16 protein-coding genes are annotated in these 22,180 nt (G+C 65.0%); 4 read left to right on the top strand and 12 right to left on the bottom strand.

Going from position 1 to position 22,180, the window contains the following annotated elements; genetic code table 11:
• Positions 1-38 precede the first annotated feature (38 nt).
• Complete coding sequence (gene hpnH / locus CK489_RS21615; protein WP_095733616.1) at positions 39-1,193, top strand: adenosyl-hopene transferase HpnH; 1,155 nt, start codon at positions 39-41, stop codon at positions 1,191-1,193.
• 113 nt (positions 1,194-1,306) lie between these two features.
• On the opposite strand, the gene CK489_RS21610 is transcribed toward hpnH, so the two are convergent.
• The 6 genes from CK489_RS21610 to CK489_RS21585 all read right to left on the bottom strand — a co-directional run bounded on the left by CK489_RS21610 (position 1,307) and on the right by CK489_RS21585 (position 7,583).
• The gene (locus CK489_RS21610; protein ID WP_162240470.1) at positions 1,307-2,032 is read right to left on the bottom strand and encodes a phosphorylase; all 726 of its coding nucleotides are present in this window, start codon (positions 2,030-2,032) and stop codon (positions 1,307-1,309) included.
• A 26-nt stretch (positions 2,033-2,058) separates the two neighbouring features.
• Positions 2,059-4,020: a squalene--hopene cyclase gene (gene shc, locus CK489_RS21605; protein ID WP_095733756.1), complete on the bottom strand. Its 1,962-nt coding sequence runs from the start codon at positions 4,018-4,020 to the stop codon at positions 2,059-2,061.
• A gap of 164 nt (positions 4,021-4,184) precedes the next feature.
• On the bottom strand, positions 4,185-5,435 hold the full coding sequence (gene hpnE / locus CK489_RS21600) for a hydroxysqualene dehydroxylase HpnE (RefSeq protein WP_095733615.1): 1,251 nt from the start codon (positions 5,433-5,435) through the stop codon (positions 4,185-4,187).
• On the bottom strand, positions 5,435-6,271 hold the full coding sequence (hpnD, locus tag CK489_RS21595; RefSeq protein ID WP_095733614.1) for a presqualene diphosphate synthase HpnD: 837 nt from the start codon (positions 6,269-6,271) through the stop codon (positions 5,435-5,437). The genes hpnE and hpnD overlap by 1 nt, the downstream gene beginning before the upstream one ends.
• Positions 6,268-7,146 carry a squalene synthase HpnC gene (hpnC, locus tag CK489_RS21590; protein WP_095733613.1) on the bottom strand — a complete coding sequence of 293 codons (879 nt, stop codon included), beginning with the start codon at positions 7,144-7,146 and terminating at the stop codon, positions 6,268-6,270. The genes hpnD and hpnC overlap by 4 nt, the downstream gene beginning before the upstream one ends.
• Positions 7,147-7,343: 197 nt before the next feature.
• The gene (locus CK489_RS21585; RefSeq protein ID WP_050420121.1) at positions 7,344-7,583 is read right to left on the bottom strand and encodes a hypothetical protein; all 240 of its coding nucleotides are present in this window, start codon (positions 7,581-7,583) and stop codon (positions 7,344-7,346) included.
• Between the two features lie 404 nt (positions 7,584-7,987).
• Here CK489_RS21585 and CK489_RS21580 point away from each other — a divergent pair, with 404 nt between their 5' ends.
• Positions 7,988-8,491 (top strand): hypothetical protein, encoded by a 504-nt coding sequence (locus tag CK489_RS21580; RefSeq protein ID WP_050626207.1) that lies wholly within the window; start codon positions 7,988-7,990, stop codon positions 8,489-8,491.
• 89 nt (positions 8,492-8,580) lie between these two features.
• Here the strand turns inward: CK489_RS21580 and CK489_RS21575 are convergent, their stop codons facing one another.
• The 4 genes from CK489_RS21575 to CK489_RS21560 all read right to left on the bottom strand — a co-directional run bounded on the left by CK489_RS21575 (position 8,581) and on the right by CK489_RS21560 (position 15,058).
• Complete coding sequence (locus CK489_RS21575; protein ID WP_095733612.1) at positions 8,581-10,965, bottom strand: efflux RND transporter permease subunit; 2,385 nt, start codon at positions 10,963-10,965, stop codon at positions 8,581-8,583.
• A gap of 196 nt (positions 10,966-11,161) precedes the next feature.
• Positions 11,162-11,956, bottom strand: coding sequence for an ethanolamine ammonia-lyase subunit EutC (gene eutC, locus CK489_RS21570; protein WP_095733611.1), 795 nt, complete (start codon positions 11,954-11,956; stop codon positions 11,162-11,164).
• Between the two features lie 4 nt (positions 11,957-11,960).
• Complete coding sequence (locus CK489_RS21565; RefSeq protein ID WP_050626206.1) at positions 11,961-13,547, bottom strand: B12-binding domain-containing radical SAM protein; 1,587 nt, start codon at positions 13,545-13,547, stop codon at positions 11,961-11,963.
• 128 nt (positions 13,548-13,675) lie between these two features.
• Entirely contained in the window at positions 13,676-15,058 is a 1,383-nt protein-coding gene (locus tag CK489_RS21560; RefSeq protein WP_095733610.1) for an ethanolamine ammonia-lyase subunit EutB, read from the bottom strand.
• Positions 15,059-15,404: 346 nt separating this feature from the next.
• Between CK489_RS21560 and CK489_RS21555 the strand changes: the two genes are divergently transcribed.
• Positions 15,405-17,111 carry a methyl-accepting chemotaxis protein gene (locus CK489_RS21555; RefSeq protein ID WP_095733609.1) on the top strand — a complete coding sequence of 569 codons (1,707 nt, stop codon included), beginning with the start codon at positions 15,405-15,407 and terminating at the stop codon, positions 17,109-17,111.
• 172 nt (positions 17,112-17,283) lie between these two features.
• Positions 17,284-18,786 (top strand): sensor domain-containing diguanylate cyclase, encoded by a 1,503-nt coding sequence (locus tag CK489_RS21550; RefSeq protein WP_095733608.1) that lies wholly within the window; start codon positions 17,284-17,286, stop codon positions 18,784-18,786.
• 23 nt (positions 18,787-18,809) lie between these two features.
• On the opposite strand, the gene CK489_RS21545 is transcribed toward CK489_RS21550, so the two are convergent.
• Positions 18,810-19,688 carry a transglutaminase family protein gene (locus tag CK489_RS21545; protein ID WP_095733607.1) on the bottom strand — a complete coding sequence of 293 codons (879 nt, stop codon included), beginning with the start codon at positions 19,686-19,688 and terminating at the stop codon, positions 18,810-18,812.
• Positions 19,685-22,153 carry a circularly permuted type 2 ATP-grasp protein gene (locus CK489_RS21540; RefSeq protein ID WP_502694137.1) on the bottom strand — a complete coding sequence of 823 codons (2,469 nt, stop codon included), beginning with the start codon at positions 22,151-22,153 and terminating at the stop codon, positions 19,685-19,687. Before CK489_RS21540 ends, CK489_RS21545 begins: the two co-directional genes overlap by 4 nt.
• Positions 22,154-22,180: the final 27 nt, after the last annotated feature.

The raw sequence follows: 22,180 nt of genomic DNA, 5'->3' as shown, positions 1-22,180 counted from the left end.
CCACTTCCCTTTGATAAGTGCAGAAAGAAAATCGTCTAATGGCTATACCGTTCTTCAAGGAAATGCGTATCGGCGGTTATCTGATCAAGCAGAAGCTGCTTGGCCGCAAACGCTATCCGCTCGTGCTGATGCTCGAACCCTTGTTCCGCTGCAACCTCGCCTGCGTCGGCTGCGGCAAGATCGACTATCCCGATGCGATCCTCAATCGCCGCATGACCGCGCAGGAATGCTGGGACGCGGCCGATGAATGCGGCGCGCCGATGGTGGCGATCCCCGGCGGCGAGCCGCTGATCCACAAGGAGATCGGCGAGATCGTGCGCGGCCTCGTGGCGCGCAAGAAGTTCGTCTCGCTGTGCACCAATGCGCTGCTGCTCGAGAAGAAGCTCGACCTGTTCGAGCCGTCGCCCTACCTGTTCTTCTCGGTGCATCTCGACGGCCTGAAGGACCATCACGACAAGGCGGTGTCGCAGAAGGGCGTGTTCGATCGCGCCGTCTCCGCGATCAAGGCGGCGAAGGCGCGCGGCTTCACGGTCAACGTCAACGCCACCATCTTCGACGGCCACCCGGCCGAGGAGATCGCCAAGTTCCTCGACTTCACGACCGAGCTCGGCGTCGGCGTCTCGATGTCGCCGGGTTACGCCTATGAGCGCGCGCCCGACCAGGAGCACTTCCTCAACCGCACCAAGACCAAGAAGCTGTTCCGCGACGTCTTTGCGCTCGGCAAGGGCAAGAAGTGGAACTTCATGCATTCCGGGCTCTTTTTGGACTTCCTCGCCGGCAACCAGGAATACGAGTGCACGCCCTGGGGCATGCCGGCGCGCAACATCTTCGGCTGGCAGAAGCCCTGCTATTTGCTCGGTGAAGGCTACGCCAAGACCTTCAAGGAGCTGATGGACACCACCGATTGGGACACCTACGGCACCGGCAAGTACGAGAAGTGCGCCGACTGTATGGCCCATTGCGGCTACGAGCCGACTGCGGCCACCGCTGCGATCAACAATCCGCTGAAGGCGATGTGGGTCGCGCTGCGCGGCATCAAGACCTCGGGTCCGATGGCGCCGGAGATCGACATGTCGAAGCAGCGCCCGGCGCAGTACATCTTCGCCGAGCAGGTCGAGAAGAAGCTCTCTGAGATCCGCCGCGACGAGGCTGCAGCTGCCAAGCAGCAGCAGAAGGCTTCCACGGCCGCGTAAAGCGCGTCGCCCGGCACACCAAAGCAAAAGGCCCGATCGCGATGCGATCGGGCCTTTGTTTTTGAGCTTGCTTTGGAGCCTGGCGGGACGAGCTCCCGACCCGGGACGGCGGCTTAGGCTGCCTTCGCCGTGATCAGCACATCGTCCACCGGCATCAGCACCTCGTTGCCGAGCAGGAAGCCGCGGCAGCTGCGCAGCGAGCGCAGCGCGCGGTTGAAGTCGATCCCGGTCGACACCAGCGCCCGCAACGTGCGCGGATTGCGCGCGATGCCGCGCAGCACCTTGCGCAGGTCGATGTCGCCGTTCGGCTTCACCGCGGATTTCGCCAGTTCCGGCAGCGCCCGGTGCGCGGGATCGCTGATCACGCGCAGCGCGGCGAACGGAATGCCCGCTTTGGCGGCATAGGCTGCCGCGATATGGCTCTCCATATCGACTGCAGCGGCGCCCGTCATCGAGCGCAGCGCGGCCTTGCAGGCCTTTGCCGCGATCACCTCTTCCACGCCGGCGAGGCCGCCACGGACGATCCTGCGCCGCTTCAGCGCGGCGCTGGCGATCATCTCCTCATTCAGGGCCGATGCGGCCAGGAAGCGCGTATCGCCCGACATCACCTCAGTCGCGACCACGACGTCGCCCGACTTGAGCGACGGGTCGAGTCCGCCGGCCACGCCGAACGAAATCACGCCACGGAAAGTCTTCGGATCCAGCGTTGCCAGCAGTTCACGCAGTTGCTGCGAGTCGCTCGAGCTGCAAATCACAATCATGCCGGGGCCTGCCGCGATCCGGGCCTCCTGCACCAATCCAGTCACAATCAGTACCGGCCGAGGATCAATTCTGCCCACGGACTCGGCGGCCCCCGCCTCAACAATCACATCCCGACCCCTACCACCCTGCTATTGGTGCTTCTCAGATTCCGATACCGCGCCAGCGCCCAGAGCGGAAAGAACTTCGAGTAGCCATGATATCGCAAGTAAAATACCCGCGGAAACCCCGTAGCGGTGTATCGCTGCTCGTCCCACAGCCCTTTTTCCGTCTGTGTTGCCTTTAGGTACTCCACCCCCCGCGCAACGGCGGGGTTTTCGACCTCTCCAGCCGCCATCAATCCAAGCAAGGCCCATGCCGTTTGCGAGGAGGTCGATGGCGCAACTTCGTAGCCCTTGTAGTCCAGCCGGTAGCTGACGGCGTCCTCGCCCCAGCCGCCGTCCTGATTCTGGACCGACGCCAGCCAATCGACCGCCCTCCGGACCATCGGGTCGTTGCGGTCGATCCCTGCGACATTTAGCGCCGAGAGCACCGACCAGGTGCCGTAGACGTAGTTCAGGCCCCAGCGGCCGTACCAGGAGCCCTCGGCCAGCTGGGTGCGGCGCAGATAGGCAATGCCGTCGGCCATCGCCTTGCTGCTCTCGGCGGTCTCGCCGAGCTGGCCCAGCATCGAGATACAGCGCGCGGTGACGTCCTCGGTCGGCGGATCGAGCAATGCGCCGTGATCCGAGAACGGGATGTTGTTGAGGTAATATTCGAGGTTGTTGGCGTCGAACGCCGCCCAGCCGCCGTCGCGGCTCTGCAGGCCCTCGATCCATTCGCGGCCGCGCGCGATCGCCTCGTCATATTCGCGGGTACCGGTGTGACGCCGCACGCGATCCATCGCCATCACCACCACGGCGGTATCGTCGAGATCGGGATAGTGGTCGTTGTTGTACTGGAACGCCCAGCCGCCGGGACGGACGCCCGGCGCCTTGACCGCCCAGTCGCCCTTCAGCTCCAGCACCTGGCGCGGCTTCAGCCAGTCGAGACCCTGCTTGGCCTTGGCGAAGGTGTCGTCGCCGCCCGCTTCCTGCAGCGCGTGGCAGGTCAACGCGGTGTCCCACACCGGCGAGACGCAGGGCTGGCAGTAGGCCTCGTCGTCGCCGATCACGAGCAGCTTGTCGATGCCGCGGCGGGTGATCGCGCGCGGCGGGAAACTCTCGTCCTTGCCGAGCGCCTCGTACATCATGACGATGTTGGCCATCGGCGGATAGATCGCGCCCATGCCGTCTTCGCCGTTCAGCCGCTCTTCGGTGAAGGCGAGCGCGGCGTCGATCGCGCGCTGGCGCAGACTCTTCGGAAACATCGGCTCGATCACGCGCAGCACGGCGTCGAGCGAGCGGAACAGATAGAACCAGCTCGCGCTCTGATGCGGCGCCTTCGGCGCCATGCGGACCGATTTCGGATCTTCCAGGAAGAGTTCGTCGATGCCGACGCCCTTCGGATTCTTCGCGCGCGGCTTCAGCGCGGCGAGCACCATCAGCGGCACCATCGTGGTGCGCGCCCAGTAGGAGATCTTGTTGATGTGGAACGGCGACCACATCGGCAGCAGCATGATCTCGATCGGCAGCACCGGCGTCGCGCGCCAGGTGACGACGCCATAGAGCGCGAGCAGGAAGCGCGTGAACACGTTGCTGCCCGAAGCGCCGCCGCGGGAGCGGATCACCTCGCGCGCCCGCACCATGTGCGGCGCGTCGACGGAATCGCCGATCATCTTCAGCGCGAAGTACGACTTCACGCTGGCGCTCATGTCGAACGGGCCGTCATGCACCAGCGGCCAGCCGCCATGCGCACCCTGGACGCGGCGCAGATAGTTGCCGATCTTGGCCTCGAGGGCGGCATCGACGGGTTCGGCGAGATAGTGACGCAGCAGGACGTACTCGGCCGGAATGGTGCTGTCGGCCTCGAGCTCGAACACCCAGTGCCCGTCGGACTGGCGATAGCCGAGCAGCGCTTCGGTTGCCTTGGAGATGCTCTTCTCCAGCGCGACCGGGTCGACTGCAACGCCGTGATCTCTCGAAAGCATTTCGCTCGATATCCTCTTCATCGCGGACCGGCTGATCGAAAGCCGCATCCGCTTCCGAGCATGATCCGATTGAATCGGATCAGGCTCTCATCCATTTGCTTGGTCGCATTTTCCTGATGCGCACCAGTAACCGCGGCGCCCGAAAATGCTCCAACGGGTCGAATCTATCGCCTGGCCAGAACCAGATCTGCGGCGCGATCACCGGATCGCACCGATCCCTCGATGGTTGCCGGCAACCCGGTAGCAGTCCAATCGCCGGCAAGGAACAGGTTTTTTTGCGCCGTTACGGCCCCCGGACGCAGTGCGTTCTGCTCCGGCGTCGCCTCAAATGTGGCACGGCGCTCGCGCACGATCTGCCAGGGCGGCAGGTCGCCGGACACGCCCGAAGCCTTGCAGATATCCCGCCAGATTGCCTGCGCGAGTTCCTCTCGCGGCATGTCGACCAGGCGGTCGCCGTTCGAAATCGTCACCGACAGCCGTTGCGGGAATGCGAACAGCCACTCCACGAGGCCGCCGACGACGCCGAGAATGGCCGCGGCGTCGCGCGGCGGATCGACGCGGAAATGCGCGTTCACGATGGCGCGGAATTTGGTCGGCGTCTTCAAACCGGGCAGCAGCGAGGCCGCAGCGCGCGGCGGCACCGCCAGCACGACAGCATCGCCGGCCGCCAGCGCGATCTTGTCGCCGCCGCCAAAATCGAGCTCCGTGACACGATCACCGGACATGCCGAGCGTACGCAATTCGTGACTGAACTGGACGCTGTGGCCACGGTCCTGCAGCAGCTTCACGGCCGGCTCGATCAGGACCGAGCTCAGGCCGTCGCGTGCGATCAGCGGACGGCAGGCCTGGCCGCCCGCGAGCAGCGTCTCGCGCACGATGGCGCCGGCAAGCCCGGCCGAGCCCTCCGGCGGATCGACGTTCAGCGCGGCAAGCAGCAGCGGCTGCACCAGGCGGTCGTACAGCGTGCCCTTGCAGGGAATGGTGTTGCCGACCAGCGCCTCGGTGCCGGCCCAGGCCAGCGGCGCCAATGCGAGGTAGTCGCGCAAGGTCGTGTCGGGGACGCGGCGCGCCTCGTCGAATACCCACAGCGGCAGGCGGGAGTCGCCGAGATCGAGCTGCCAGCGCTGGCCCGAGGCCAGATCGACGAATGGAAACTGCGCGCGCGCAGGCCCCACGAGGCCGGCCTCGGTGCCGATCGAACGCGCATAGCTCAGCGCGTGGCGATTGCCCGACAGCAGCAGGTGGTTGCCATTGTCGATGGTGAGATTGGTGGCGGCGTCGAAATAGGAGCGGCAGCGGCCGCCGGCCTGCTGCGTCGCCTCGTGGACGGCGACCTTGTAGCCGGCATTGGCGAGCCGCACGGCGGCGGAGAGGCCGGAAATACCGGCACCGATGATATGAACGGTCTTTTGCATCAGATGATCGCGTAACGAAGAAGAATGCCGATCTTGGCCGCCTTGGACACACGCACCGGCGCACGCGGGGCGGCGAAGCCGCGCGCAATCAACAGATCGAGGATCGCGCGGTAGTATTTCGACATGATCCGCGGCGCGCGCACGGCGCGGCGCGAATTGCGCTTCATGATCTCGTCGGACTTCTGGAAATGCATCTTGGCGCGCTCGGCGAGCGGCGCACACACCTTCGGCAGCGCGCGGTCGGCGGTGACGCGGGCCGGGTCGTTGTTGGTGATGCCGGCATGCCAGAGCCATTCGCGCGGCAAATAGAGCCGGCCGAGACCGGCATCCTCGTCGATGTCGCGCAGGATGTTGGTGAGCTGCAACGCGCGGCCGAGGTGATAGGCGAGCTGGATGCCGTCCTCCTCGGGGAGGCCGAACACGCGCACCGATAGCCGGCCGACCGCGCTCGCGACGCGATCGCAATACAGGTCGAGCGTCGCAAGATCCGGCGCGCGGATGTCCTGCGGCACGTCCATCTCCATGCCGTCGACGATCGCGACGAAATCCTCGCGCTTCAGGCCGAAGGTCTTCACCGAGCCGACATAGTCCTTGAGGCGTTCCGGCGGACGGCCGGCATAGAGCGCGTCAATATCGTCGCGCCACTGCTGCAACGCGGCCAGGCGCTCCGGCCGCGGGCCGTCGGAATCGGCGATGTCGTCGACCTGCCGGCAGAAGCTGTAGATCTGGAACATCGCCTCGCGCTGCGCGTGCGGCAGGATGCGCATCGCGGCATAGAACGAGCTGCCCGACGCAGTGCTTCCGTAGTTCGCGTTGGCCGCCGCCTCAGCACTCATGCGCCTGCCGCCGTCTTGGAGACCGCACGCCGTCCGGTCGCGCGCTGCGCGGTCTCGCCGGCAACGCCGCCAAGGCTCTGCAGCAGCAGTTCAACCTTGCTCAAATGCACGCGCTCGCTGAGCGGATCGCGCACCTTCAGCATGTTGACGATCTTGTCGGCGAACGCCTGGATCACGGAAATTTCCAGCCCGAGCCTGAAGTCCTTCACCTGGGCGGCAAGTGACTTGCTTTGCACAAGCAGCGTCTCGGTGCGCACCGCGAGCGCCTGCAGGCATTTGAGCAGCGCCGGCTGTGACTTCGCCTCGCCGAGCATCTCGACCGTTGCGCCCGCGACGGCAAGCGCATCGCGCGGCAGGTAGACGCGGTTCAGGTTGCGGTAGTCCTTGCCGCAGTCCTGCAGATGATTGTTGATCTGCAAGGCGGCGCAGAGCGCATCCGATGCGGCCCAGGTCGAGGTATCTTCGCCATGCACGTCGAGCATGAACCGCCCGACCGGCATCGCCGAGTAGCGGCAATAGTCGATCACGTCGTCCCAATTTTCATAGCGCAGCTTGGTGACGTCGAGGCGGAACGCCACCAGCACGTCGAGCGCATGCCGCGGCGGCATACCGCGCTCGGCGAGGGCCCGGCGCAGGCTGACGGCTTCCTTCTGGCTGTCGCCATTGCCGAGCAGCTCGGCCTCCATGAGGTCGAGATAGCGCAGCTTCTCCTCAGGCGGCAGCGTGGCGTGATCGGCGATATCGTCAGCAGTGCGGACGAAATTATAGAAGGCCAGGATCAGGGCGCGATGCCGCGGATGAATGATCCACGACGCGACGGGAAAATTCTCGTCGCGGTGGGTCTTTCCGGATCGCAGGTCGCTCGCGGTGGTCATGGGAAATTTGGGCTACACTGGTCATGGCACGACGCAGGCGCGAACCGTCTGGGCGCATGCGGGGGATTTGCGAGCCCCATATAGGGGAATACGCCACCAAAACCAATGCCATCTGTGACCGCCAGCATATGTGGCCGCGGCCGGCATGGCTGCCAGCCGCGGTGTCGATAGCGGTCCCTTGAGACCTGAATTCGGTCTTATTGGCCGTGGGTCTTCAGCACCTGGTCGCAGGCGGCGCTGATCTTGCTGCGGTTCTGCTGCAGGCAGGCGAGAATGGTGAAGTCGCCCTGATCGATGACGGAGCGGCAGTGACGCTGCACGTCGCGCGTGCAGGCCTTCTGCTCATCGGGTGTACCGCGTCCCTGCTGCTGCTGGGCGACGGCGCTGGACGCGAGCGGGATCGACAACAGGGCAAGTGCCAAGAGAAATTTACGCATCGTATTCCTTCATTTCCGACAGCAGAAAATCTGTTCCCGAAAGCGTTTCGGCATGGCCGGGACGGATTTTGGGGATTGCAGACGCCACGTAACGCGGCAACGGATTGACGACAAGCACTGCTAAATGCGGCTAAATTTACGGCGCTGTAAACCCCCACTTAAGCTATTGATAAACAAGATAAATTCGCACTATCACTTTGTCGCGTTTGGCTATTGCGGATGATACTCGCGCAAAGCTAGATGCCATGATGAGGTCAACGGTTTCTGATTCTGTTCGATGATGAAAAGGCGTCGCGCGCGTCGCCTCTGTCGTTTGAACCTAACATTCTTGGGTGACACTAAACCTTCGATGCGGCGAGACGCTTTCTTGCAAAGGAGGCGTTGATTTTGATGGGAAATTCACAATGAAACTGTTTGGTTCCAGCCTTTATGGCCAGGCCCTCCGCGCTATCGGCGTCGGCGCCGCTCTGATGCTGTCTGCCTCCGCGGTCCATGCCCAGGCCAGCGGTCCGTTTGCCGGTTTTGCCGGCTCCTGGACCGGAACGGGCACGGTGGCGTTGTCCAACGGCACGACCGAACGCATTCGTTGCAAGGCGGACTACAAGGTCGCGCCATCCGGCATGAGCCTGAAGCAATCGCTGCATTGCGCCAGCGACAGCTACAAGTTCGACCTCTCCAGCGACGTCACCAGCCAGGGCGACCGGATCTCCGGCAACTGGAGCGAGGCGAGCCGCAACATCTTCGGCAATCTGCAGGGTACCGCGGGCGGCGGGCGGATCGACGTGTTCGTCGAGGCATCCGGCTTCGCCGCGAACCTGAACCTGCAGACCAACGGCTCCAAGCAGGTCGTGCAGATCGACTCCAAGGGCGAGATCCGCGGCGTCACGATCACCATGACCAAGACCTGACGCTCCCGATCGATTTCGCTAACAAACAGAAAGGCCCGGTTCCGAGCACTTCGGAACCGGGCCTTTTTTACGTTTTTGCTGTCGGTCGATCAGGCCTTTTCGATCGGCGCCGGCTGCCCGCCCTTGCCGCGGAGCTTTTGCGACAGGTTGATCAGGAACATCGAGGTCGGCCGCAGGATAAAGAGGTCCGCGACCAGGGCCGCCACCATCGAGAATGCGCTGAGCCAGCCGAACAGGCGCAGTGACGGCAGGTCGGAGAACACCGTGACCACGAGACCGCAGGCCAGCACCACCGTGGTCAGGATCAGTGCGGGACCGACCAGGACGGTGGCGCGCTCCACCGCGAGCTCCGGCGTCACACCCGGCTTGGTTTCGAGCCGCAGCCGGTTGAGGAAGTGGATGGTGGCGGAGAGGCCAAGGCCGAACGACACGGTCAATGCCACGACGCTTGCGAATTGTAGCCCCTCCCCGAGCAGCCACAGCACGGTGCCTGACAGCACCACCGGGAAAATGCCCGGCAGGATGCAGGAGAACATCACCACCACGGAGCGGAACGCGAGCCCGATGAAGATCGCGACCAGCAAGAACTCGATGGTGAGGCCGTGGTTGAGTTTCTCGATCATGTTGGCGCTGTTGCGCGCGGCGATCACCGACAGGCCGGTCACCGCGATCTCGTAACCGGGATGCTCGGCACGCACCTTGTCGAGCGAGTGATCGAGCTTGTTCACGACCGGAAGCAACTGGCTCGAGTCCAGATCCGGAACGCGGCCCGACACCACGACCGCGTCCTGATTCTTGTCGATGAACCGCCGCACCAGATGCTCGGGGATCAGGTCGACATATTCCTTCAGCGTCGCGACGTCGTTGCTGCCGGCCTTTTCGGCAAGCCAGCGCCGCAGGGTTTCCAGCGACCAGACGTTGCCGACGCCGGCAGACTCCTCGACCATCGCATGCACGTCGGCGATCGTTTTCAACGTCTCCGGCGAGTAGAGCGATTGCCCCTTGGGGAATTCGATCAGCACATCGACCGGATTGGCGCCGGTCAGCTTGGCGTCGAGCCGATTCGACGCCGCGACCGCCTGCCGCTTGTCCGGCACCTGGTCGGCGAGCCGGTAACGCGGCTCGAGGTTGGCATAGATTATGCCGAGGCCGCCGACGACGATCAGCGCAAGCAGGCTGAACAGCCCGGGACGGCCGACCATGCGCACCGCGATCCAGTAGCAGAAATTGCGCAGCGCCTGCACGCCGGCATCGGCGCTCTGGAACTTGACCGCAAACAGCTTCTCGTTGCGCACCAGCAGGATGCCGAACACCGGCACCAGTGACAGCACCGCAACCAGCGCGATGATGGTGGCAGCAAGCCCGGCCTCGCCGAATTTGCGGATCAGGTCGGAATCCGAGAACTGCAGCGCGATGAAGGAAATGCCGGCCGTTCCGTGCGTCAGCACGCAGGCCGGCCCGACCACCAGCACGGCGTTCTTGAAGGCGGTGAACTTGTCTTGCCCCGCAATCAGCCGGTCGCGCGCCGCGAATGTCAGCTGCATCGAGTCGGAGAAGCTGATCACCATGATGAGCGGCGTCATCACGTTGAGGAACATGTTGAGATTGAAATTGGCCCAGCCGAGGCCACCGAGCGCGAGCAGGATCGCGATCATCGGCGGGAACGCCGCCGCCACCATGAAGGAGATCTTCCGGAAGAAGATGATGGCGATGATACAGCCGGCGAGGATGCCGAGAATATTATAGGTCAGGCCGTCGCGCTCGACCGCGTTGCGGATCTCGAGCTGCATGACCGGCACGCCGGACAGCTGGGCATTGAGCCCGCTGCCGCCGAGATCGTCGGCCATGATCTTCCTGATGTCACCGATCACCTTGCCGAGCTTGTTGCTGCCGACCACCTCGGGCTCGAGCGACAGCACGATCAGCGCAAGCGTGCCGTCCTCCGACAACAACTTGCCGCGGATGATCTCGTTGCTTTTGACGGTCTCGACGAACTTGTCGTAGGCCGCGCCCTCCGGAAGCTCGTTCGGGAACAGCGCCGCCGGCAGCTTGCCGCGCTCCGGCGCCTGGCGCGCCGAGAACAGCGAGACCAGGCCGCGCACGCCGTCGACGAGCTGCAGATCGGTGACCATGTCGCGCAGCTTGCCGAGGTTGTCGCGCTCAAGCAGCGTCTTGCCTTCGACCACGACGAGGACGTCGAACTCGGTCGCCGGGAAACGCTTGGTCACCGCCTCGTATTGCTTGTAGTCCTTGGAGTTGGACCGGAACAGCTGCGACAACGAATCGTCGATCTTGATCCGATGCACGCCGAACACGGCGCCGACCAGCAGCAGAACGAGCACGATGCAGGACAGGATCGGCGCCCGCATCGGGATCAGGCCGAGACGCTCGATCCCGAACGCGATGCTGGGACCCGACCGCGGCTCTTCGACCTTCTCGACGTGGACCTGACTTTCGGAATTCTTCTCGAGCATGCCCTGTCCAGTTCTGAAACGGCTCAATCTGTCTAGCTTGGGTCTAGGGGCGCGAATGAGGCGGGTGAGCGCAACTGATCGGCGCTAGTCCTTGAAAACACGCGAATATTGACCGGCGCCGGTTTTACCCGTCTGCCCTCTTGGTCGCAAGCGCGAGCGTCGAGACAAATCGACGGGGAACCGGCGATCGCCACCACTAAGTATCCGATTTGCCACACCCTGTGAGCGCATTCTGTGACGATCCACCGCCGCTTTCATCCTTCAACGCGACCCCGGTGATCTGGCGGGCCAGCCCCTCGCGCACAAGCCAAGCGATCCTGAATGCGGCTTCCGCATAGCTCAGTCCGGCACGGTGGATGTTGGAGACGCAGTTGCGATCGGCATCGGTGAGGCCGATCCGCGGTGCAAAGGTGAGATAGGCGCCCAGACTGTCCGGCGCGGAAAGACCGGGCCGTTCGCCGATCAGCATCACCAACATGCGCGCGCCGAGGATTGCGCCGATCTCGTCGCCGAGCGCAACGCGCGCACCGGACGCCACGATCGCAGCACCGGCATCGATCTTGTCGGCCGCAAGCCGCGGCAGGAGATGCCGGATCAATTCGACGGCGTGCACATTGACCGCGGTCGGCGACAGGCCGTCTCCGATCACGATGGCGCAGGAGCAGGCGGTGATGCCGCTGCTCTCCAGCGATCGCCGCGACGCGGAGTCCAGCATGCGCCCGCGATCCGGCCGGCGCAGATAGTCACGCCGGTCGTGCGCCTGGCTCGAGACCTCGCGGGCCGTGATGCCGAGGCCGGCAAGACCGGCCGCAATGCTGCTGATCTCGAACGCCGCGTGAACGGCGTCGCGCGCGCGGGCGTGGTCGAGCGTGAACGAGAGCAGCGCGTCGGTCGGCAGGCTTGCTCCGGAGCGGCCGAGGCCGACGCGCGCCGGCGTGAGGTCACGCAAATCGGGTAGCGAAGGGGACGATGGCGCCGGCGGTGTCGTCATGCTGTCATTCGGCGGGAACGGAAGCCTCGCGCAGCCGGATCGAGTAGTTCGAAGCATTCTGCCGGCCGCTGGAGGCTGCGCGCGCAAACGTGATCAGATGGTGCGCAACCAGCGTCGCCGAGATCAGCCCCTCGATATCGCCGCGCTTGAGCCTGCCGAGCGCAAACTTCCAGAACACGCGCCTGTAGTCGCCGAGCACGCCGACCTTCCAGAAGATGTTGCGCAGCATGATGAGGCCGCGGCGGATGTTGGCCCAGCTCTTCATCTCCGGGCTGACCGGCACTTTGATGCGGTTGGCATAGGTAAAGTTGCATTGATGCAGATAGCGCTCGAACAGCTTCTTCGGCTCGTAGGCGATCTCCATGCATTTGCGCCAGGAACTCACCACGTCCTCATAGGGCAGCAGGAACTCGACATTGGAGTCGCGGCCATCGTCATGGACCAGCCGCCCTGCCTTTTCGAGCCGATCCCACAGCGGCGTCTTCGGCAATGCCTGCAGCAGATTGATCGTGAGCAGCGGAATCCGCGACTCTTCGACGAAGGAGATCAGCGCGTCACCGGTCTGGGGCTTGTCGGTGTCGAGCCCCATGATGATGCCGGAGACGACCTCCATGCCGAAGGAGTTGATGGTGCGCACACCCTCCAGGATCGGAACCATCATGTTCTGATCCTTGTGCATGGCTTTCAGCGCGTCGGGATCAGGCGTCTCGATGCCAACGAAGATCGTCACGAAGAACGCTTCGCGCATCTTCTCCAGGATCTCGGGCCGCTTGGCGATGTTGAGCGTCGCCTCGCAGGCGAGGCGCGTGACATAACCGGTCCGCTTCTGCCATTCGATCAGATGCGGCAGCAGCTCGCTCGCCGCCTTGCGGTTGCCGATGAAATTGTCATCGACGAAATAGACGGTGTCGGTCGCACCACATGCGCGCAGCTTGTCGAGCTCGGCGATGATCTGCTGCGGCGACTTCAGCCGCGGATTGCGGCCATAGAGCCCGGGAATGTCGCAGAACTCGCACTGATAGGGGCAACCAGAGGAGAACTGGATGCTGCCGAGGAAGTACTTCTTGGTTTCGGCAAGCTCATAGGCCGGCAGCGGGAAATCCGTCATCGGCAGCCGGTCGAGGGTCGTCAGCACCACCTGCTGGTCGGGACGCCTTGTGTCTTCCGCGAGGCGCCTGATCAGCTCGTTGGTCGCATCGCCGAGCTCGCCGACATGAAGGTAGTCGAATGAGGGATAATAGTCCGGGCACGCGCTGACGGACGGCCCGCCGATCGCGACCACGAGATCATGGTCATGCGCGCGGTGGCAGATGTCGTTCATCTGCTGGCGCTGGATGTGCATACCGCTGACGAACACCGCGTCCGCCCACTCGAAATCTTCCGTCGTGGCCGGACGCAGGTTCTCGTCGACGAAACGGACCGGCCAATTCTCGGGGAGGTATGCGGCAATCAGCAGCAGACCCTGCGGCGGCATGAACGCCTTGACGCCGTCGGTCAGGGGGTAGGCGTGCTCGAAGGTGCCAAACGACGACGTATAGCGCGGAAAGACGCAGAGGATACGTCGTACTGTCTCTATGCCCTCAGCTCTCATCAATCGACCCCGAAGCACCCGCAAATCTAACCATGGCGTGGAACGCTGGGCCAGAAATTCTTCAACATTGTGGCACTTACCAACGTCACAACGCCGAGATAGTTGCTCTGCAGAATTTTGCTATCCCGTCAGGTCAGGAGCCGGGCAGCGAGGTCGGGCAGCTGCCCCGTATCGCCGGCGAGGCGGTAGTCCTGCCCGGCAAGGCCTGCGCGCACCAGCCAGTCGTCGAATTCCGGCGCCCGCTTCAGGCCGAACACGTCGCGGATGTAGAGCGCATCGTGAAACGATGTCGACTGATAGTTCAGCATCACGTCATCGGCGCCCGGCACACCCATGATGAAGTTCACGCCGGCGGCGGCAAGCAGCGTCAGGAGATTGTCCATGTCGTCCTGATCGGCCTCGGCGTGATTGGTGTAGCAGACGTCGATCCCGAGCGGCAGGCCGAGCAGCTTGCCGCAGAAATGATCCTCCAGCCCGGCGCGGATGATTTCCTTGCCGTCATAGAGGTATTCGGGACCGATGAAGCCGACCACGCTGTTGACGAGCAACGGATCAAACGCACGCGCCACCGCATAGGCCCGCGCCTCGCAGGTCTGCTGGTCGACCTGGTGATGGGCGTTGGCCGACAGCGCCGAGCCCTGCCCGGTCTCGAAATACATCACATTGTCGCCGACGGTGCCGCGCCGGAGCGACAGCCCGGCTTCCCGCGCCTCCCGCAACAGCGAGAGGTCGACGCCGAAACTGCGATTGGCGGCCTCGGTGCCGGCGATCGACTGGAACACGAGATCGACCGGCACGCCCTGCCCGATCAGTCCGAGCGTGGTCGTGACGTGAGTGAGCACGCAGCCCTGCGTCGGAATCCCGAGCCGGGTGATGACATCGTCCAACAGCCGCAGCAGGCTGCCGATGACGTTAGGATCGTCGCTCGCCGGATTGATGCCGATGCAGGCATCGCCGGATCCGAGCAGCAGCCCGTCGAGAATCGAGGCGGTGATGCCCTTGGCATCGTCGAAAGGATGGTTCGGCTGCAGCCGCGTGCTCATGCGCCCGCGCAGGCCTATAGTGTTGCGGAAGCGGGTCGTGACCTCGCATTTCCTGGCGACCAGAATCAAATCCTGATTGCGCATCAGCTTCGACACCGCGGCCACCATCTCCGGCGTGATGCCGCGCGAGATCCGGCTGATCGCGTCACCGGTGGCGGCATCCGACAGCAGCCAGTCGCGAAAGCCGCCGACGGTGAGCGACGACACCGGCAGGAAGCCGGCGACGTCGTGGCTGTCGAGGATCAGGCGGGTGACTTCGTCGTCCTCATAGGGGATGACCGGCTCGTCGAGGAATTGCTTGAGCGGAACGTTGGCGAGCGCGAGCCGCGCGGCGATCATCTCCGCGGCACTATCGGCCGCGATGCCGGCCAGCCGGTCGCCCGACCGTGGCGGCGAGGCCTTGGCAAGCAGGATGCGCAAATCGTCGAATGCGTAGTTGGTGGCGTCGATGGTGTGACGATAGAGCATGGGGGAAAGTCGCGGGGGCTGGGGCAATGTAACCTAGCACCTCTTTGCGAAAGTCGTGCCATCAGCTTTCGCGCTGGGTGCCGGGGATGTTGATGAATGATGATGATGGCGGCGCGTCATTCAACACAGCCGCCGACCGCTGGAACCCGGCGGACGCAGGGGCCTCATAAGACATTGTGATTATTTGGGGATTTTAGCAGCTGCAGCCGCGTCAGGCTCGCCCGTTAAGAAATTATCCATGAACATTTTGCATAAGCTTTAATCGGCCGATGGTACTCCCCGGCCTCTTGGAGTGCCCTCAATGCCTGCCCCCGCCACATCCCCCATCTCCATGTCCCGGCCTCCAATGGCGTCCCGATTCTCGCTTGCTGCCAGGCTGTACTCGACCTTTGCGCTGATTGCGGTGCTGACCGCGGCCATCACCGTCCTGTCCGACTACAACGCGCGGCGCAACGCCGAGCTGACCGCGGCCGTCGACCTCGCAAGCCGCGCCGCGCTCAATGTCGAGCGGGTCAACTCGCTGGTCTATGCCGTGGTGATGGAATCCCGCGGCATCTACATGTCGACCGAGCCGGCGGCGGTGAAGAAGTACGGCGACGGGCTGCTGGCGTTCAACGAGCGCATCCGCGGCGTGGTCAAGAACTGGGAAACCCTGGTGCAGGCCGACGACGCCGCTCAGTTCGCGGTGTTCAAGCAGCGCATCGAGCAGTTCATCGAGTTCCGCAAGGAGCTGGTTCGGCGCGGCATCGAGATCGGTGCGGCGGCGGGCCGTGAGTGGGGTGACAACGACGCCAACCGCGACGTGCGCACCGCGCTGAACAAGGATCTCGAGGCGCTCTCCAAGGTCTATGCCGAGCGCAGCAAGAAGCTGGCGCAGCAGACCGACACCAACCGCGAGCTGGCGCTGTTGCTGACCGGGCTCGGCGCCGCCGCCCTGATCGTGGTGGTGCTCGGCGTCTTGATCATCGCCCGCTCGGTGGCCCGGCCGCTGTCGCAGATCACCACCACCATCAAGCGCGTCGCCGAGGGCGACGACCATGTCGAGGTGCCCCATGTCGGGCGCGGCGACGAGATCGGCGCGCTGGCGCGCGCCATCAAGGTCTTCCAGGAGGCGATGGATCGCAATCGCAGCCTCAATGCCCAGGTCGTGCAGGACTCCGAGGCCCGCGACGCCCGCGGCCGGCATATCGAGAGCTTCGTCGAGACGTTCCGCGGCACCATCAGTGAGGTGCTCCGCGCGGTGCACGACAACGCTGCGACGATGCGTCAAACCGCGCAGACCATCGCGACCGTCGCATCGGATGCCAACGGCCGGGCGGTTGCGGCGGCAGGCGCGACCGAACAGGCCTCGAGCAACGTCTCCGCGGTCGCGGGCGCAGCCGAAGAGCTCTCCGCCTCGGTCGAGGAGATCGGCCGTCAGGTCAAGCAGTCGTCCGGCGCGGTCGATCAGGCCGGCGCGCGCACCGACCGGTCGATCACCGAGATCGAGAGCCTCGCCGCCACCACCCAGCGCATCGACGGCGTCTTGAGCCTGATCCAGGCGATCGCCGAGCAGACAAATCTGCTCGCGCTCAACGCCACTATCGAAGCCGCTCGCGCCGGGGACGCCGGCCGCGGCTTCGCGGTGGTCGCGCACGAGGTCAAGGCGCTGGCCGGGCAGACCGCGAAGGCAACCGCCGAGATCAGCGAGAATGTCGGCCTGATCCAGGCTTCGACCCGCAACTCGGTGGCCGCCGTCCGCGAGATCGGCCAGGCCGTGCGCGAGATCAGCAACGTCACCGCCAACATCGCAAGTGCGATCGGCCAGCAGGACGCCGCCACGCGCGAAATCTCCGCGAACGCGCAGATGGCCGCGCAGGGCAACGAAACGCTGGTCACAAACGTCGGCTCGCTCCGCGACGACATGGACCAGACCAGCAAGGCGGCAGAATCCGTGCTCGCGGCGTCGAACGATCTGACCGCAACGGCCGATACGCTGTCGCGCGAGGTCGAGCAGTTCTTCCGCAACCTGCGCGTCGACGCGGCAGACGGCATGCGCCGGACTGGAACCTGAACGGATCGCTCGATCTGTCGAGGACCCGCGACGGGTCCCGGCCGAGCCGGATGGTTAAAACTCCCCCAACGCATGCGCATAAATTGCCAGCGCTTCAGGTCGCCTTTCTCAATTTGATGCCCCCATAGAAAACGTCAAAGCGCGGGGGCGCGGGGGGAAGTGGAAGCGAGCAATGAACGGGCCTCTGCCAAAGCCGAAGGCGGTGCCGACCAAACGGCTGCTCGCGCTCGGGATCGGCCTCGTTTTGGGCTTTTCGGCGATCTGCGCATCGATCCTCTGGGAGATGGCGGACAAGGACTATCGGCATGCCAAGGAAGGCGCGACCAACCTCGTCGCCTCCATTGCCAGCGAGATCGACCGCAACATCGAGCTCTATGACCTCTCGCTGCAGGCGGTCGCCGACGGCGTCAAGCTGCCGGAGCTCGGCAAGGTCAGCCCGGAGCTTCGCCAGGTCGTGCTGTTCGACCGCGCGGCCACGGCCAAGGATCTCGGCTCGATCCTCGTGCTGAATGTCGCTGGAGACGTCACGCTGGATTCCCGGACATTGACGCCACGAACCGCAAATTTCGCCGATCGGGATTTCTTCCAGGTGCATCGGACGCGAGCCGACCGCGGCCTGTTCATCAGCGCTCCCTGGGTCACGCCGGAGGGCGAATATCTGATCAGCCTGAGCCGCCGCATCAGCACTGAGGACGGATCCTTTGCAGGCGTGGTCGCGGGCAGCATGCGGCTCAGCTATTTCCACAACCTGTTTCGCAAGCTGAATTTCGGCCTCGGCGACAGCATGGCTCTGTTCAACACCGATGGCGTCATGCTGATGCGAGCGCCGTTCGAGATCGGCAAGATCGGGCAGAGCATCAAGGACTCCCAGGTCTTCAAGCAGTATCCGGCGCGGCAATCCGGCTCCTACATGACGAAATCACTCGTCGATCATGTCAGGCGGCTCTATGTCTTCCAGGCGGTTGGCAACCATCACCTGATCATCGCCGAAGGTCTCTCGCTCGACGGCATCTATGCCGATTGGTGGCAGCAGGTCTGGCTGATCGGCAGCGTGGTGGCCGCGCTGTGCGGCTTCTCGATCGTCCTGATGTTCTATCTGCTCGCCGCTCTCAAGCGGCGGGCCGCCGCCGAACGCCGGCTCGCGCACCTTGCGAGCACCGATGCGCTGACCGGCCTCGCCAACCGCCGCCGCCTCGACGATACGCTCGACATCGAATGGCGGCGCGGCATGCGCGCGAAGTCGTCGGTTTCGCTTCTGATGATCGACGTCGATCATTTCAAAGCCTTCAACGACACCTACGGGCATCAGGCTGGCGACGCCGTGCTCGCCACCGTGGGCCGATGCATCGCAGCCAGCGCCAAGCGCGTCACCGATCTCGGTGCGCGCTATGGCGGCGAGGAGTTCTCGGTGCTGCTGCCCGGCATCGGCAAGGCCGGCGCGTTGGAGGTCGCCGAACAGATTCGCGCGAAGCTGGCGGCTGCACGCGAATCCGAACACGAGTTGCCGACCGTCAGCATCGGGGTGTCTTGCCTCGTGCCCGACCACGAGCGCACGTCGCGCGATCTGCTCAAGGCCGCCGACCTTGCGCTCTATCAAGCCAAGGCTGAAGGCCGCGACCGCGTCATCGTCAGCCCGATCGGATGGGACAAGTCGGGCAAGCGGCACGTCGCCTGATCGGGTTTCCCGCCGCGCTCCGCTCACTCCACCGGCAGTACGTCGACCGCGACGCTGAGCTTTTGCTTGCGCGCACCGACAATCACGCCGTCGACCGGAGAGACGTCGGCGAAGTCGCGGCCGATGGCGAGGATGATGTGGTCGTTGGCGACCATCAGATCGTTGGTCGGATCGAATCCGACCCAGCCAAGCTCGCTGCCGCACCAGACCGAGACCCAGGCATGGGTCGCGTCGGCGCCCTGCAGCCGCGGCTGCCCCGGCGGCGGAATGGTGCGCAGATAACCGCTGACATAGGCCGCGGACAGGCCGAGACCACGCAGCCCGGCGATCATCACATGGGCAAAATCCTGGCAGACGCCGTGACGCTTCTCGAACACGTCGCGCAGCGGCGTCGAGATCACGGTCGCCTTGGGATCGTATTTGAAGTCGCTGCGGATGCGGCGCATCAGGTCGGCCGCACCGGCCAGGATACCACCGTCAGGCGAGAAGCTCGCGGAAGCGTAGGCCGTCACCGGCCGCAGCACCGGCACCAAGGCACTTGCAAAGACATAGCCGACCGGCGAGGCCGCATCGAGGCTCAGCGCCTCGAATGCGCTATCGCGGACGCTTTCCCAGGGCGGGCTGGCCGCATCACGCGCCGGCGGCTGCCGCGCCACCAAGACCCGCGAGCGGGAATCGATGCGAAGGCTGCGATGCGCGGTCTCGATCAGGACGCTCTCGGTCGACGTGCCGAAGAAATCGCGCCGCGCGGTGCGTTCGGCGGGCCTCGGACGAATCTCGACCGAATGGGAGATCAGCTCCTGCCCGTCGCCGCTGATCGGCTCCAGCCGCAGCGAGCAGCGGGCGAAGCTGACCTGAGTCTCGTAGCTGTAGGTCGTGACGTGACGGATGTCGTAGATCACGCCAGCCCCGTGAGCTTCTCCGGCCGGCTGGCATTCGGTCCGTGCGGGAAATAATGCAGCCCGACCGCGTCGGCGAGGTTGAGCAGGTCCTGCTCCAGCGCGAACAGCGTCTTGACGTCGAGGCTCGAAGCTTCGGCCGTCGTCAACATCGCCTCGACCGCGACCGCGAGCCGTTGCGGCCGCTCGATCAGGCCGTGCTCCTTCAGGCTCGGCAACGCGGCGATATGCTCGTTCAGCGCCGCGACCTGGAATGCGACCGAGCGCGGATTGTAGGGATCCAGCACCGCGAGATCGCGCACCGGCGTCAGCAGCGGCTGCACCAGATAGCGCGAGCGATAGGTGATCTGGCAGTCGACCAGCGTGAGCAGGACATCGAGATCCTCGTCACCGGCTTCGTCATAGGCGAACTGGCGGGCAAAGCGCGTGGTGTTGATGGCGCGCTCGGCGCGGCGGCCCATCTCGAGGAAGCGCCAGCCGGCGGCGCGGTTCATGTTCTCCTGCGCGAGGCCGGCGAAACTTGCGAGCTCCTGCAAGGTCAGCTCGGCGGCGCTGACCACGCCGTCATCATCATGAACCTCGATCGCGAGACGGTCGGCCATTTCGGTGATGACCTGCCAGGCGTCCGGCGACAGCCGCTCGCGAAGCGACGTCGCGGTGCGCTGCGCCGATCGCACCAGCGACAGCGCCGAACCGAACTTCTCCTCGTTCTGCAGCGCCTCGAGCGCGACCTTGGCGGGATTGGCGCGCGCCGTCTGCGAGGCCGCGCCCCAGGTCACCAGCAGGCGCTGGATGCGCTCGGCCGAATGCATCGCCGGCGCGTTGCCGTTCGAATTGCCGCGCGCCGGATCGCGCAGCGGCGTGCAGAGCGCACGGATCAGGCGAATGGTGGCCTCGGCGCGCTCGAGATAGCGGCCGAGCCAGAACAGGTTGTCGGCGGCGCGGCTCGGCAGCACGCCGGCGATGCGGCGGATGCGGACCGTGTCGACCGCCGGCAGCAGGGTCGAGGTCGCGACCGCCTTATCCGAGACCACCCAGACGTCGGCGGACACCGCGCCATCGCCCATCGACACCGCGCGCGCATCGGCCCGGTCGGCAATCCGGCAGAAGCCGCCGGGCAACACAGTCCAGCCGTTCGGCGTCGCCGCCGCGAACACCCGCAGTACGAACGGACGCGGCGCGATGCGGCCGTCTTCCCACACCGGCGTCGTGGAAAGGCGCACCAACTCCTGGCCGACATAGTCGATGCCGCGGTGGCTGATCGCATCCTTCAGGCGGTCGCGGTCCGCCGCCGATAATTCGCCGGGCAGCACCGGCCCGTGGCCGGGAAAATCCGCGACGCCGCGGCCATAGGCTCCCTCGATCGCAAATTCATCGAGCCGCGACAGCACCTGCTCGCGGGCGGACTTCTGGCCGCACCACCAGGTCGCGATGTGCGGCATCATCAGGTCTTCCGAGAGCAGGCGTCGACAGAGATTGGGCAGGAAACCCAGCAGCGCCCTCGCCTCCATCACGCCGGAGCCCGGCATGTTGGCGACCACGACGCCGCCCTTGCGCAGCACCTCGACGAGGCCGGGCACGCCGAGATAGGAGGACGCGTCGAGCTCGAGCGGATCGAGCATGTTGGAATCGACCCGGCGCAGCAGCACGTCGAGCCGCTTCAGCCCGGCGACGGTGCGGATGTGGATGCGGTCGCCGGAGACCGCGAGATCATCACCCTCGACCAGCAGGAAGCCGAGATAGCGCGCGAGCGTCGCGTGCTCGAAATAAGTCTCGCTGAACGCGCCCGGCGTCAGCAGGCCGATCCGCGGCTCGTCGCGATCGGCGCTGGCGCGCAGCGAATCGCGGAACGCTTCGAAGAACGGCGCGACGCGCTCGACATTCATCGATTTGTAGAGATTGGAAAATGCGCGCGACAGCACCAGGCGATTTTCCAGGGCATAGCCCGCGCCCGACGGCGCCTGCGTGCGATCGCCCAGCACCCACCAGCGGCCGTCAGGCCCGCGGCCGATATCGGCGGCATAGAGATGCAGATAGCGGCCGCCCGGCGGCTTGATGCCGCTGACCGAGCGCAGGTATTCGCTGCTGCCGGCGATCGCCGCTGCAGGGATGGCGCCGTCGGCGACGAGACGGCCCTCGCCGTAGAGATCGGCCAGCACCATTTCCAGGAGCTGCGCCCGCTGCGCGACGCCGGCGGCGAGTTGCCGCCAATCGGCTGCGTCGATGATCAGCGGCAGGTGGCTGAGCGGCCAGATCCGGTCGGAGGTATCGCCGGGCGCGCGGTAGGTAACGCCGGCCTCGCGCAGATGACGGTCGGCGCTGGCGAAGCGGCGCTCGATGTCGGCCGGCGACAGCCCGGCAAAGGCATCGAAGAAACGGGCCCAGGCCGGCCGCGGCGCGCCATTCTCGGCGATATATTCATCGGGAATGCCCGGAAGTCGGACATAGTCGCGGGTCCATTGCGCCATCCGGCGCTGCCCGGGCCGGGCCCGGCT

It is taken from the genome of Bradyrhizobium sp. UFLA03-84 (genome assembly GCF_002289535.1).
Taxonomy (GTDB): domain Bacteria; phylum Pseudomonadota; class Alphaproteobacteria; order Rhizobiales; family Xanthobacteraceae; genus Bradyrhizobium; species Bradyrhizobium viridifuturi.
The sequence above is the reverse complement of the archived record's forward strand: the minus strand, read 5'-3'. Positions and strand labels throughout refer to the sequence as shown.